12 protein-coding genes are annotated in these 13,970 nt (G+C 72.4%); 11 read left to right on the top strand and 1 reads right to left on the bottom strand.

Translation table 11 applies throughout. The features are described 5' to 3' along the window. Positions 1-33 precede the first annotated feature (33 nt). The 8 genes from ABT369_RS41165 to dapB all read left to right on the top strand — a co-directional run bounded on the left by ABT369_RS41165 (position 34) and on the right by dapB (position 9,312). Complete coding sequence (locus ABT369_RS41165; RefSeq protein ID WP_350621144.1) at positions 34-1,320, top strand: MATE family efflux transporter; 1,287 nt, start codon at positions 34-36, stop codon at positions 1,318-1,320. A gap of 4 nt (positions 1,321-1,324) precedes the next feature. Continuing rightward, complete coding sequence (locus ABT369_RS41160) at positions 1,325-2,230, top strand: DUF3626 domain-containing protein (RefSeq protein WP_350620946.1); 906 nt, start codon at positions 1,325-1,327, stop codon at positions 2,228-2,230. 17 nt (positions 2,231-2,247) lie between these two features. Continuing rightward, entirely contained in the window at positions 2,248-3,138 is an 891-nt protein-coding gene (gene truB, locus ABT369_RS41155) for a tRNA pseudouridine(55) synthase TruB (protein ID WP_350620944.1), read from the top strand. A gap of 156 nt (positions 3,139-3,294) precedes the next feature. After that, positions 3,295-4,242: a bifunctional riboflavin kinase/FAD synthetase gene (locus ABT369_RS41150; RefSeq protein ID WP_350620942.1), complete on the top strand. Its 948-nt coding sequence runs from the start codon at positions 3,295-3,297 to the stop codon at positions 4,240-4,242. 107 nt (positions 4,243-4,349) lie between these two features. Further along, complete coding sequence (gene rpsO, locus ABT369_RS41145) at positions 4,350-4,619, top strand: 30S ribosomal protein S15 (protein WP_350620940.1); 270 nt, start codon at positions 4,350-4,352, stop codon at positions 4,617-4,619. A gap of 212 nt (positions 4,620-4,831) precedes the next feature. Then, entirely contained in the window at positions 4,832-7,228 is a 2,397-nt protein-coding gene (locus ABT369_RS41140; protein WP_350620938.1) for a polyribonucleotide nucleotidyltransferase, read from the top strand. Positions 7,229-7,231: 3 nt separating this feature from the next. Continuing rightward, the gene (locus ABT369_RS41135) at positions 7,232-8,551 is read left to right on the top strand and encodes a M16 family metallopeptidase (RefSeq protein ID WP_350620936.1); all 1,320 of its coding nucleotides are present in this window, start codon (positions 7,232-7,234) and stop codon (positions 8,549-8,551) included. 26 nt (positions 8,552-8,577) lie between these two features. After that, the gene (gene dapB, locus ABT369_RS41130; protein ID WP_350621142.1) at positions 8,578-9,312 is read left to right on the top strand and encodes a 4-hydroxy-tetrahydrodipicolinate reductase; all 735 of its coding nucleotides are present in this window, start codon (positions 8,578-8,580) and stop codon (positions 9,310-9,312) included. Positions 9,313-9,359: 47 nt separating this feature from the next. Here dapB and ABT369_RS41125 read toward each other — a convergent pair whose 3' ends face one another. Beyond that, the gene (locus tag ABT369_RS41125; protein WP_350620934.1) at positions 9,360-9,971 is read right to left on the bottom strand and encodes a GNAT family N-acetyltransferase; all 612 of its coding nucleotides are present in this window, start codon (positions 9,969-9,971) and stop codon (positions 9,360-9,362) included. Positions 9,972-10,140: 169 nt separating this feature from the next. On the opposite strand from ABT369_RS41125, the gene ABT369_RS41120 reads away from it, so the two are divergent. The 3 genes from ABT369_RS41120 (at position 10,141) to ABT369_RS41110 (ending at position 13,875) form a co-directional block, all read left to right on the top strand. Further along, on the top strand, positions 10,141-11,496 hold the full coding sequence (locus ABT369_RS41120) for a glycosyltransferase family 87 protein (RefSeq protein WP_350620932.1): 1,356 nt from the start codon (positions 10,141-10,143) through the stop codon (positions 11,494-11,496). Between the two features lie 232 nt (positions 11,497-11,728). After that, entirely contained in the window at positions 11,729-12,967 is a 1,239-nt protein-coding gene (locus ABT369_RS41115; RefSeq protein ID WP_350620930.1) for a winged helix-turn-helix domain-containing protein, read from the top strand. A 335-nt stretch (positions 12,968-13,302) separates the two neighbouring features. After that, a complete protein-coding gene (locus ABT369_RS41110; RefSeq protein WP_350620928.1) occupies positions 13,303-13,875 on the top strand; it encodes a DUF2752 domain-containing protein in 573 nt (190 codons plus the stop codon). Positions 13,876-13,970 lie beyond the last annotated feature (95 nt).

Here is a 13,970-nt window from a genome sequence, read left to right as displayed (position 1 = left end):
GATGACCGAGTGACGGTCGATCAGGTTCCCACGATGCGCCGGGTGGCCGCGCTGGCCATCCCGGCGCTCGTGGTACTCGCCGCCGAACCCCTCTACGTCCTCGTGGACACCGCCGTCGTCGGCCACCTCGGGCGCACCCAGCTCGCCGGGCTGGCCATCGGCGGCTCCGTCATGTCGTTCGCCGTGTGGCTGGGCACCGTGCTCGCCTACGGCACCACCGGCCGCGCCGCCCGCCGCTTCGGGGCCGGGCAGCGTGCGGAGGCGGTGGAGGAGGGCGTCCAGGCCTCCTGGCTCGCGCTCGGCGGCGGCGTCGTCATCCTGCTCGTGCTCGAGGCCGCGGCCGGCCCGCTCACCCGCGTCCTCGCGGGCGGGGCGGGCGAGGTCGCGTCCACCGCCGAGGGCTGGCTGCGCATCGCCGCGCTCGGCGCGCCCGGGCTCATGCTCGGCACCGCCGGCAACGGCTGGATGCGCGGCGTGCAGGACACCCGCCGCCCGCTCTACTACGTGCTCGCCGCCAACGCGCTCTCCGCCGTGCTGTGCCCGCTCCTGGTGTACCCGGCCGGCCTCGGCCTCACCGGCTCCGCCGTCGCCAACATCACCGCCCAGACCGTCGTCGGGCTGCTGTTCGTGCGGGCGCTCGTGTCCGAGCGCGTCGCGCTGCGCCCGCACCTCGCGGTCATCGGCCGCCAGCTCGCGCTCGGGCGCGACCTGCTGCTGCGCGGCGCCGCGTTCCAGGCCTGCTTCCTGTCCGCGTCCGCGGTCGCGGCCCGCTTCGGCGACGCCGCGCTCGCCGCGCACCAGATCGCCATCCAGCTGTTCTTCTTCACCGCACTCGCCCTCGACGCGCTGGCCATCGCGGCCCAGTCGCTCGTCGGGGCCGCGCTCGGGGGCGAGCGCGTCGCCGAGGCGCGCCACCTCGCCCGGCGGATCACGGTCGCCGGGCTCATCGCCGGCGCCGGGTTCGCCGTGCTCGTCGCGGCCGCGCTGCTCGCCGTGCGGCCGTGGTTCGGGGCCGACCCGGAGGTGTACGCCCAGGCGCGCCACGCCTGGTGGTTCTTCGTGGCGATGATGCCGGCCGCGGGCGTCGTGTTCGCCCTCGACGGGGTCTTCCTCGGCGCCGGGGACGTCGGCTACCTGCGCAACCTCACGCTCGTCAGCGCGCTGGGCGGGTTCCTGCCGGGGATCTGGCTGGCGTACCTGCTCGGCGCCGGCCTGCGCGGCGTGTGGGCGGCGCTCACGCTGTTCATCGCGCTGCGCCTCGCCGGGCTGCTGTGGCGGCTCGCGGGGGACCGCTGGGCGGTGGCCGGCGCCGTACGATGACGCCGTGCTGACCGAGGCGCAGGTCGAGGCCGTCGCCCACGTGCGCGGTCGCGGCGGGGCCCCGGCCCTCGGCGTCGACGCGCCCATCACGATCAACTTCCACCCGGACCGCAGCGCCGGCGGCGGCACCGTCATCGGCGGCCTCCTCGCCGACGGGCGCTTCCGCAGCCAGTTCGAGACCGGCATCTCCAACGGCGGCCTGACCGCGTTCCCGGGCGGCGACCGCGACCGCTGGGAGGAGCGGATGTTCGGCGGCGCCTACCAGCGGCCCGGCGTGCGCGCGCCCGATCGCCCGAAGTACGGCGCGCTCAACCTCCTGCACCACGACGACGGCGCCGCGCCCCGCTTCGGCTCGGCCCACCTGCGGCTGCGCCCGCACGTGCGGCAGTGGGCGACGTTCACGTTCGGCGACAGCGCCGGGCACCCGACCGAGGCCGGGACCGCCGACGCGTTCGGCGCCGTGCTCGCCGCGCTGCACGCCCGCCACGGCGCGGACGCGCTGAGCCGGCCGCGGCCGGCCGCGCCCGGGCGCGCGCTGGACGACTACGTCGAGGCCCAGATCCACGGCCCCGTGCGCCTGGCCGACGACGTCGAGGCGCTGGTGCTGGACAGCTGTTTCAAGAACTCCGGATGCGGTACCGCCGAAGCCTCGGCCGAGCTCACCGCGCGCTACGGGCTGGCGGTCGAGTGGCGCCCCGGATTCCGCCTCGCCCCGGCCGACATCCCGGCCGAGTTCCGCGGGCCCGAGATCCCGGTGCTCGCCCGCTCGCTGTGTGCGCACTACGGTGTGCCGATCGTGGACCCGGCGCTGATCGGGGCGGCCGCCCGCGACCCGGGGCCCTGGGGCTCCCCGCCCGAGGTACTGCAGTCGCTCAAGTACTTGTGGCACTGCCTCGTGCAGTTCGGCTGACCGTTAGGGTGTCGCGCATGGCTCAGAAGGCGGCGACCCCGGGCGGCCTTGTCGTCGTCGACAAGCCCGGCGGCATGACCTCGCACGACGTCGTGTCGCGCATGCGCCGGATCGCGCGGACGCGGCGGGTCGGGCACGGCGGCACCCTCGACCCGATGGCCACCGGCGTGCTCATCGTGGGCGTGGAGAAGGCGACGCGGCTGCTGACGTACGTGATCGGGAGCACGAAGGAGTACACGGCGACGATCCGCCTCGGCGAGTCCACGGTCACCGACGACGCCGAGGGCGAGGTCGTCGCGCGCACGGACGCCTCGACGGTCACCGACGCGGACCTCGACACCGCCCTGGCCCCGCTGCGCGGCGACATCCTGCAGGTCCCGAGCGCCGTGTCGGCCATCAAGGTCGGCGGCGTGCGCTCCTACCACCGCGTCCGCTCCGGCGAGGAGGTCGCGCTCGCGGCCCGCCCCGTGACCGTCTCCCGCCTCGACGCGCTCGCCGTGCGCCGCATGGGCGCGCACGTGGACCTCGACGTGGACGTGGCCTGCTCGTCGGGCACGTACATCCGCGCCCTCGCGCGCGACCTGGGCGCGACTCTCGGCGTGGGCGGGCACCTGACGGCCCTGCGGCGCACCGCGGTGGGCGCCTTCACGCTGGCCGAGGCCGCGACCCTGGACGAGCTCGCCGCGCTCGAGGACCCCGTGACCATGCCGCTGCCCGCCGCCGCGGACCGCTGCTTCCCGCGCCGGGACGCCTCGCCGGACGAGGCCCGGGTGCTGTCGCACGGCGGGCCGCTCGCGCCGATCGGGATCGCGGAGCCCTACGCGGTCTTCGCCCCGGACGGCACCGTGCTCGCGATCGTCCAGGAGCGCGACGGCAAGGCCCGCCCGGAGATCGTGCTCGTGCCCTAGCGGGCAGCGCCGAAATGCCGGGCCGCGCCGAAATGCCGGGCGCTGCCGCGCCGCGACATTTCGGATTTATACCCCGACGGGTCATAAGACATGGATCCAGGGCGATCCGCCGCGCCGCCGGGAAGGGCGGCGGGGCGGCCAAGTAGGCTCAGCGGCATGCAGCGGTGGCGGGGAACCCAGGCGGCGCCCGGGGGATGGGGTCGCGCGGTCACGACGATCGGGGTCTTCGACGGCGTCCACCGCGGCCACCAGCAGATCATCGGCCACGCCGTGAAGCGGGCCGGCGAGCTCGGCGTGCGCTCGGTCGTCGTCACGTTCGACCCGCACCCGGCCGAGGTCGTGCGCCCCGGCTCGCACCCGGCCGTGCTCACCGAGCCCGCGCGCAAGGCGGAGCTCATCGAGGCGCTCGGCGTCGACGTGCTGTGCGTGATCCCGTTCACGGCGGAGTACTCGCGGCTGGAGCCGGAGGAGTTCGTCCACGACGCGCTCGTCGAGCACCTGCACACGGCCCTGGTCGTGGTCGGCGAGAACTTCCGCTTCGGCCACCGGCAGGCCGGCGACGTGGAGCTGCTCACGCGGCTCGGGCGCACGTTCGGGTTCGCGGTCGAGGGAGCGCCGCTCGTCGCGGACGAGGGGACGGTGTTCTCCTCGACGTACATCCGAAGCTGCGTCGACGCGGGTGACGTCGTGGCGGCGGCGCGCGCGCTCGGACGGCCGCACCGGCTCGAGGGTGTCGTGGTGCGGGGTGACCAGCGGGGTCGCGAGCTGGGCTTTCCCACCGCGAACCTGCTCGTCCCGGCCCGCTCGGCGGTGCCCGCGGACGGCATCTACGCGGCCTGGCTCAACCGGGACCGCGACGGCGCCCGGCTGCCGGCGGCGGTGTCGATCGGCACCAACCCGACCTTCTCCGGCAAGGAGCGGCGCGTCGAGGCGTTCGTGCTCGACTTCGAGGGTGACCTCTACGGCGAGCGGGTGAGCCTCGACTTCGCCGACCGCCTGCGCGAGCAGCGCGTCTACCAGGGCATCGAGCCGCTCATCGCGCAGATCGCGGAGGACGTCGAGCAGACTCGTGACGTGCTGCGCAACGGTCCGATGCAGGCGTGAACCGGCCGGTCTGTTAGCCTTGGATTGACGCCGGGTGACCGGCGGGGGTCAGGCTGCCTGCACGACGCCGCGGGAGCCGGCCGACGAATCCACGGCAAAGGGAGATTATGGCGCTCGACTCTGCGCAGAAGACCGAGATCATGGGCAAGTACGCGACCGCCGAGGGCGACACCGGTTCGCCGGAGGTCCAGGTGGCGATGCTGACCAAGCGGATCGCGGACCTCACTGAGCACCTCAAGCAGCACAAGCACGACCACCACAGCCGCCGCGGCCTGCTCCTGCTGGTCGGCCGGCGCCGCCGCCTGCTGAACTACCTGCAGCGCAGCGACATCGCCCGCTACCGCTCGCTGATCGAGCGGCTCGGCCTGCGGCGATAACGACTCGCAAACGGGGGAGTGGCGGAGATCCGCCGCTCCCCCGTCGAGTAGTGACACACTGAAATGGCAGCGCCCCGCCGAGCGGGTCGGCGCACCGGTCCTCGGTAGTGGCTTCCGGGTGAAGGACTCACCCCGTGAGCTTCGATCGAAGACCGGCCGCAGACAGCTCCGCCGAGGGCGAACCAACGACCCAAAAGGGAGCTACACCACACATGACCGAGCAGAGCACTCTCGGTACCCACAGCAGCAAGGCCGTCATCGACAACGGCTCGTTCGGCACCCGGGAGATCACCTTCTCCACCGGGCGCCTCGCCCGTCAGGCGGCCGGCTCGGCCCTGGCCCAGCTCGGCGAGACCGTCGTGATGTCCGCGACGACCGCCGGCAAGCAGCCCAAGGAGCAGTTCGACTTCTTCCCGCTCACGGTGGACGTCGAGGAGCGCATGTACGCGGCCGGGCGCATCCCCGGCTCCTTCTTCCGCCGCGAGGGCCGGCCGAGCGAGGACGCGATCCTCACCTGCCGGCTCATCGACCGCCCGCTGCGCCCGTCCTTCGTCAAGGGCCTGCGCAACGAGGTCCAGGTCGTCGAGACGGTTCTCGCGCTCGACCCGGCCCACCCGTACGACGTCGTGGCGATCAACGCCGCCTCGCTGTCGACCAAGCTGTCGGGCCTGCCGTTCTCCGGCCCGATCGGCGCGACCCGCATGGCCCACATCGACGGGCAGTGGGTGGCGTTCCCGACCGTCGAGGAGCTCGGCCGGGCCACCTTCGACATGGTCGTGGCCGGCCGGGTCCTGCCTGACGGCGATGTCGCGATCATGATGGTCGAGGCCGAGGCCACCGAGCACACCGTCGCCCTCGTCGCCGGTGGCGCGCCCGCGCCGACCGAGGAGGTCGTCGCCGGCGGTCTCGAGGCGTCCAAGCCCGCGATCCGCGAGCTGTGCCGGGCCCAGGCCGAGCTGGCCGACGTGGCCGCGAAGCCGGTGCAGGAGTTCCCGACCTTCCTCGACTACCAGCCCGACGCCTACGAGGCCGTCGCCGGCGCGGTGAAGGACGAGGTCGCCGAGGCCCTGCGCATCGCCGGCAAGGCGGAGCGCGAGGAGGCCCTCGACCGGGTCAAGGAGGCCGCCTTCGAGCGCGTCGCCGGCCAGCTCGAGGGGCGCGAGAAGGAGATCGGCGCCGCGCTGCGCTCGCTGACCAAGAACGAGGTCCGCGCCCGCGTGCTGCGCGAGCAGGTCCGCATCGACGGCCGCGGCCCGCGCGACATCCGGCCGCTGACCGCCGAGGTGCAGGTCCTGCCCCGCGTGCACGGCTCGGCGCTGTTCGAGCGCGGCGAGACGCAGATCCTGGGCGTCACCACGCTGAACATGCTGCGCATGGAGCAGACGCTGGACACCCTGGCGCCGGAGAAGTCCAAGCGCTACATGCACAACTACAACTTCCCGCCGTACAGCACCGGTGAGACCGGCCGCGTGGGCGCCCCGAAGCGGCGCGAGATCGGCCACGGCGCGCTCGCCGAGCGGGCCCTGATCCCGGTCCTGCCGACGCGCGAGGAGTTCCCGTACGCGATCCGGCAGGTCTCCGAGGCGCTGGGCTCCAACGGCTCGACCAGCATGGGCTCGGTCTGCGCCTCCACCATGGCGCTGCTGTCGGCCGGCGTGCCGCTCAAGGCGCCGGTCGCGGGCATCGCGATGGGCCTGATCTCCGACGAGGTCGACGGCAAGACGTCGTACGTCACGCTGACCGACATCCTCGGCGCCGAGGACGCGTTCGGCGACATGGACTTCAAGGTCGCCGGCACCCGTGAGTTCGTCACCGCGCTGCAGCTGGACACCAAGCTCGACGGCATCCCGTCGGACGTGCTGGCCGGCGCCCTGCAGCAGGCCCACGACGCGCGGCACGTCATCCTCGACGTGATGGCCGAGGCGATCGAGTCGCCGGCGGGCATGAGCCAGTACGCGCCGCGGGTCACCACGGTGCGCATCCCGGTCGACAAGATCGGCATGGTGATCGGCCCCAAGGGCCAGACCATCAACGCGATCCAGGACGAGACCGGCGCCGAGATCAGCATCGAGGACGACGGCACGATCTACGTCGGCGCGACCGACGGCCCGTCGGCCGAGGCCGCGGTCGAGCGGATCAACGCGATCGCCAACCCGACCATGCCGAAGGTCGGCGACAAGTTCCTCGGCACCGTGGTGAAGACGGCCGCGTTCGGCGCGTTCATCTCGCTGCTGCCCGGCCGCGACGGCCTGCTGCACATCTCCAAGGTGGGCAACGGCAAGCGCGTCGAGAAGGTCGAGGACTTCCTCAACGTCGGCGACAAGGTCGAGGTGCAGATCGCGGACATCGACAACCGCGGCAAGATCTACCTTGACAAGGTGCTGGCCGAGGGCGAGCAGCCGCCGGCGCCGGCCGAGGGTGGCGAGCGCCCGGCCCGCAGCGGCGGCGACCGTGGCGACCGCGGTGACCGTGGTCCGCGGCGCGACCGTGGCGACCGCGCTCCCCGCCAGTCCGCCGAGGGTGGCGAGGGTGGCGAGGGTGGTGCCCCGGCCGGCGAAGAAGGCGGCGAGGGCGGCGAGTTCCGTCGTCGGCGCAGCCGGCGCGACTGACCTATGGCGAGTCGAGCAACGACCCAGACGTTGTCCGACGACCCGCTGGGCGGCACGGTACGCCGTACCGTGCTGCCCAACGGGCTGCGGATCCTGACCGAGTCGATTCCCGCGATGCGGAGCGTCTCGTTCGGGGTCTGGGTCGGCATCGGCTCGCGGGACGAGACGCCCACGCTGTCGGGCGTCTCGCACTTCCTCGAGCACCTGCTGTTCAAGGGCACCAAGCGGCGCACCGCGCTGGACATCTCCGCGCAGATCGAGGCGGTCGGCGGGGAGACCAACGCGTTCACCGCGAAGGAGTACACGTGCTACTACGCGCGGGTGCTCGACGCGGACCTGCCGCTGGCCATCGACGTCGTCTGTGACCTCGTGACCGACTCGGTGCTGACCGAGGCGGACGTCGAGGTCGAGCGCGGGGTGATCCTCGAGGAGATCGCCATGCACGACGACGAGCCCGGCGACGAGGTGCACGACGTCTTCACCGAGGCCGTGTACGGCACGCACCCGCTCGGCCGCCAGATCTCCGGCACCGTGGCGAGTATCTCGGCGTTGACGCGCAAGCAGATCGACGGCTTCTACCGCCGCCGGTACCGCCCCGAGACCATGGTCATCGCCGCCGCGGGCAACCTCGACCACGCCAAGGTGGTCCGGGCCGTCCGCGCGGCGTTCGACCGGGCCGGCTGGGGCGACGCGGCCGTGCCCGCGCCCCGGCGCTCGCGCACCGCCAAGGTGCCGACCCGCTCCGGGCAGGTCGTCGTGCGCAACAAGGACACCGAGCAGGCGCACCTGGTGCTGGGCTGCTCGGGCTACCCGCGCCAGCACGAGGACCGCTGGGCGCTCGGCGCGCTCAACAACGTGCTCGGCGGCGGCATGTCGAGCCGGCTGTTCCAGGTGATCCGGGAACAGCGCGGCCTCGCCTACTCGGTGTACTCCTTCACGTCGCAGTACAGCGACGCCGGGCTCTTCGGCGTGTACGCCGGGTGCGCGCCCGGCAAGGTGGAGGAGGTCCTCGCCATCACCCGCGAGGAGCTCACCCGGATCGCGGCCGAGGGCCTCACCGACGCCGAGGTCGAGCGGGGCAAGGGCATGCTCAAGGGCGCCGTGGTGCTCGGGCTCGAGGACACCGGCTCCCGCATGAGCCGGCTGGGCAAGGGCGAGCTGCTGTACGACGAGCTGCTCTCCGTCGACGAGGTGCTGCGCCGCGTCGACGAGGTCACCCCCGAGCAGGTCCGCAAGGTCACCGAGGAACTGCTGGCGCGCCCGATGTCGCTGGCCGTCATCGGCGACTTCGAGCAAGGGGCGTTCGCGGACGCCCTGAGCTGACCCGCTAGTTTGGTCGCGTGACTGAGATGATCCGGGTCGGGGTGCTGGGTGCGCGGGGCCGCATGGGCACCGAGGTGGTCAACGCTGTCAGCGGCGCCGACGACATGGTCCTCGTGGCCGCGGCCGACGCGGGCGACGTCCTCGAGGACGTGCGGGGCGTCCAGGTGATGGTGGACTTCACCACGCCCGACGCCGTGTTCGCCAACATCGACTTCTGCCTCGAGCACGGCATCAGCATGGTGATCGGCACCTCCGGGTTCACCGCCGAGCGGATCGAGCTCGTGCGGGACAAGGTCGCCGCCCACCCGGAGCTCGGGGTCGTGATCGCGCCGAACTTCGCCATCGGGGCGGTGCTGCTGATGGAGTTCGCCGCCAAGGCCGCCCGGCACTTCGAGTCGGTCGAGATCGTCGAGATGCACCACCCCAAGAAGATCGACGCCCCGAGCGGCACCGCCCTGCGCACCGCGCAGATCATCGCCGAGGCGCGCGCCGAGGCCGGCCTGGGACCGGTCCCCGACGCGACCAAGGAGGAGATGGCCGGCGCCCGCGGCAGCGACGTCGAGGGCGTCCGCGTGCACGCGCTGCGCGCCACCGGCCTGGTCGCCCACCAGGAGGTGCTCTTCGGCACCGCGGGGGAGACCCTGACGCTGCGGCACGACTCCTACGACCGGGTCTCGTTCATGCCGGGTGTACTGCTGGCGGTGCGCTCCGTCATCACCCGCCCGGGCCTCACGGTCGGGCTCGGCGAGCTGCTCGGCTGATCGTCCACATCCTGGGAACGGCGGGCCTCCATTGGGCCGCAACACCGTCACGCCCCGATAACGGGCGCTTCCTCGAGTGACGTGTGCCACCGTACCTGCGGCACCAGCAGATCATCGATGTCCAGCGAGCGCCCGACCCCGTCGGGCGCCCAGCCGGCCCCTTCGAGAAATCGACGCGTAACACCGTCGTCAGCGAACGTCCACGCAAGCGCTGTCGTGAATCCGTCAGACCGCCACAAATCCACACTTGCCGCCAGTAAACGGCTGCCGTGGCCGCGGCGCCCCCAACGGGGCTCGACCAGCACGTCCGTGATCGCCGCGGCGGACGCAAATGCCTTGTCAAGGACGGTGTGATCTTCGTCCGGGGCGAGCACGCTGTCGTCTGCCGGACCTGACGCGGCAAAACCCACGACGTATGCTGACTCTGGCGTGGAGCCGGGCGAATCGACCTGTTCCACCGCCACGAGCACCCGGTGCTTCGGACTCGGTGGCTCCGCGATTGCGTCTCGCCACCTGCGGGTAATCCAGTCCTCGTCCAGACGGTCGAGGATGTGTTTGGGCAGCAGTCGCCGATACGCGACCCGCCAGGTCGAGAGTTGGACACGCGCGATCTCGACGACGTCGTCGAGCCGCGCCGGACGGACGAACCCGAGCGTCATGAAGCAGCAGCCTACGGATTTTGTGTGAAGCACGACTCGGCGGGGTAGCGCCCGCACGTCACAGTTCGGCCTGCGAGACCGTTGGGTCTTCTGTGACGGGACTCTGAGGCTTTGATGGCAGTCTCGGCCTAGTTGGATGTCGGCAGCGGTGAGCAGGAGGGCAGATCAGGTGGCGGAGCGGGGACGGGACGCCGAAGCGAGCGCCGTCCGGCCCAGGCTGCGGCCCGGCGTCCGGAAGGCGCTCATCGTGGTGGCCGTCTGGGCCGTCGTGTGGGGCTTCCTGGTGGTGGCCGCGGCACACAACGGGTTCTTCGACCTCAAGGTCTACTACGGCGCGATGGACTACTGGGTCAACCGCGGCGGAGACATCTACGACTACCTGACGCCCGGCACGCCGTACGGCTTCACGTATCCGCCGTTCGCCGCCGCGCTCATGACGCCGATGTCGCTGATCAGCTGGAACACCGCCATCGCGATCAGCGTGACCATGAACGTGGTGGCCATGCTCGCGATCTTCACCTGGCTGCTCGGCCCGGTGTTCAAGCGGCAGGGCTGGTCGTACTGGTACGCGATGGGCATCGCCATGGCGCTCGCCGCGGCCTTCGAGCCGGTGCGCGAGACCGTGAACTTCGGCCAGGTCAACATCCTCGTGCTGTTCCTCGTGGTCGCCGACGTGATGCTGCTGGTGCGCAACGGGCACAAGCTCGGCGGCATCGGCATCGGCCTGGCCACGGCGATCAAGCTCACCCCGGGCGTCTTCATCGTCTACCTGGTGATCACCCGCCGCTGGCGCGCCGCCGCCGTCTCGGCCGCGACCGCCACGGCCGCGACCTGGCTCGCCGCGACGTTCGCCCCCGACGCCTCCCGCGTCTTCTGGACCGACGCGGTGTGGAACACCGACCGCGTGGGCTCGCCGACGTTCGTGTCGAACCAGGCGCTCACCGGCCTCGTCGGGCGGATCTTCAACCCGGAGCCGATGAAGCCGCTGTGGCTGCTGCTCGTGCTGATCACGCTCGCGGTGTGGTACTGGCGCGCCCGCCGTGCCGTCAAGCACCGCGACGAGGTCGCCGGGCTGGCCCTGACCGGGCTCGTCGGGTGCATGGTCAGCCCGATCACCTGGATCCACCACCTCGTGTGGACGATCCCCGCGATCGTGGTGCTCTTCGACTACGCGACCGACCGCTCACTCGACCCCCGGCGCCGGCGCAACCTCGCGATCCTCTTCGGGTTCTCGTTCGCGCTGCTGTGCAGCCGCACGCCGTGGGCCTTCCACGCGAAGTTCGACGGGCTCGGCCTGATCGGCAGCAACGCGTACATCCTGCTGATGATCGGCCTCCTGTTCGGCCTGCCGATCCGGGAGCCCGCGGACACCGGGGCGAGCCAGCGGCCTTCGGGCAAGCCGGGAGAGGCGGGCGGCCCGAGCGTCGAGGACGTGCCCGATCCCGATCTCGTGGAGATCGACCGCAAGGTGACGGAGGCGTTTCACGCGCGGGAGGAGCCGCGGCGGCCGTTGGTCGGCGCTTGACCGCTCTCTGCTCTGCTCGGCCCGGCGACTCCCTGCTGCTGCGGGGGTGCCGGGCCGCTCTGTTTGGCGATAGGTCGGGCCGCGTGCCGTGTCGGGCCGCGTGCCGTGTCGGGCCGCGTGCTCTCCGGTGCTCTTCGATAAGTCGGGCGCTCCGCGCACGACTTATCGGATTTATACCCCGACAGGCGAAATGCCGGAATCCAAATTCTGTCGTACCCTCGCGCTAGCCTCCTTGGCGATGAGCGAGTACCTGACGCTGACCCAGGCCCGCCGGATCGCCCTCGCCGCCTCGGGCTTCGCCGACCGGGTGCCCGGGGCCGTCCCCGAGCGCCGCCACCTGCGCCGCGTGCTGGAGCGCACGGGGCTGCTCCAGATCGACTCGGTCAACATCGTCCAGCGCGCGCACTACCTGCCCGCCTACAGCCGCCTCGGCCCCTACGACCCGGCCCTCCTGGACCGGCTGGCCTATCGCCGGCCGCGGGAGCTGTTCGAGTACTGGGCGCATGAGGCCTCCCTCGTGCCTGTCCGGCTCCAGCCGATGCTGCGCTGGCGCATGCGCTCCGGTGCCGCCTGGGGCCGTATGCAGCGCATCGCCCGCGAGCAGCCCGAACTCGTGCGCTGGGTGCTCGAGGAGATCCGTGCCAAGGGGCCGATCAGCGCCGCCGAGGTCGAGGGCGACCTGGTGCAGCCGCGGCGCAAGGACCACTGGGGCTGGAACTGGTCCGACACCAAGACCGCGATCGAGTGGCTCTTCTACACCGGCGAGGTGAGCGTCGCGCGCCGCAACTCCGCCTTCGCCCGCGTGTACGACGTGCCGGAGCGCATCCTGCCGCCCGAGATCGTGAACGCACCCACGCCGAGTGACGAGGAGTCGTACCGGGAGCTGGTCCGCGTCGCCGCCCGCGGCCTGGGCGTGGCCGCCGAGCCGGAGCTGCGCGACTACTTCCGGCTCCCGCTGGCCGGCGCCCGCCAGGCGATCGCCGACCTGGTGGAGGCCGGCGAGCTCGTGCCCGTCGAGGTCGAGGGCTGGACGCCGCGCGCCTACCTCCACGCCGAGGCCCGCGCCCCGCGCCGCATCACCACCGCGACCCTGGTGAGCCCCTTCGACCCGCTGATGTGGGAGCGCGCCCGGGTCGAGCGCCTGTTCGGGTTCAACTACCGCATCGAGATCTACGTGCCTCCGCTGCAGCGGTTGTACGGGTACTACGTCCTGCCCTTCCTCCTCGGCGACCGCCTCGTGGCCCGCGTCGACCTCAAGGCGGACCGCAAGGCCGGCGTGCTGCAGGTCCCGGCGGCGTGGATCGAGCCCCTGAAGGGCCGCGGCGCGCCGGCTCCGGGCGAGGTCGCCGAGGCGCTGGCGGCGGAGCTGCGGCGGTTCGCGGGCTGGCTGGGCCTGGGGGAGGTGGACCTGCCCCAGCGCGGCGACTTCGCCGAGCCCCTGGCCAAGGCGTTGTCCTCGTCGCCGCCGTAGGCCCTACCGCTTCGGCCTCGGCCACGGGCTCGCTCCGCGCTTTCAGGCCGTGCGCTCGTGTGCCGCGGCTACGGGCTCGCTCCGCGTGTCGGGTCGTGCGCTCGGGCCTCGGCTACGACGGTTGCGCCCCGCGCTTTCGGGCCGGCCGTGGGCTCGTCCGTGCGGGCGGGGGCGTCCCTTGCGGCTGCGGCGGCCAGGTCTCCTCGCGGCCGCGGCGGGTCCGTCGTGCATCAGGCACGTTGGAGCCGCGAAGGGCCCGGGGTGTCGTCCTTCGGATTGATCTCACGGGACTTCCGGATGGTCGATGGCTGGCCGGGCCGGTGTAGCTTGGTTTTGTGACGTCACCGATGTCGGCCCCAGTGCCCGGGTCACTCGAGGGAGTGCTGCCCGACGTGCCCGAGCTGGGCGCGCCCACCGCGCCCACGAGCGTGTCGCTGCCGCCGGTGTACCACTACGCCTACCAGCCCCCCAAGGGCCGCTTCCAGCGCCTGATCGAGCGCCTGCCCGCCTGGGCCGGCCCGGCCGGGGTGGGCGCACTGATCTCGGGTGGGGTGGCGTACACGCTGCTCATGAAGCCCACGAGCGCCGGCGCCTCGGATCCGCCGACGTGCCTGGTCAAGCTGCTGACCGGCTTCGACTGCCCGGGCTGCGGCGGGACCCGTGCCGCGTGGTACATGCTGCACGGCGACATCCCCGCGGCCGCCCACCACCACGCCATGCTGGTCTTCGCCGCCCCGTTCCTGGCGTACCTCTACGTGGCCTGGACCGTGAACAAGCTGAACCTGCGCTTCAAGCTGCCCATGCTGCGCATCTCGAACGGCGCGCTGATCGGCTTCCTGGTCGCCTGGCTGGTCTTCAGCATCCTGCGCAACCTGCCGTGGGCCCCGTTCACCTACTTCTTCGTCTAGCCACCCGCGCGCCCGTCGCGGCCCGGCCACGCGGACGGGTGTCGCCCGGTGACCCCGCGCGTCCGCGCCGCATTGCGCCCGCGCCGCCCGCTCCC

Origin of the sequence: Dactylosporangium sp. NPDC000244 (assembly GCF_040300725.1) — a bacterium.
Classification (GTDB): Bacteria; Actinomycetota; Actinomycetes; order Mycobacteriales; family Micromonosporaceae; genus Dactylosporangium.
This window is presented reverse-complemented; position numbering and strand designations above follow the sequence as displayed.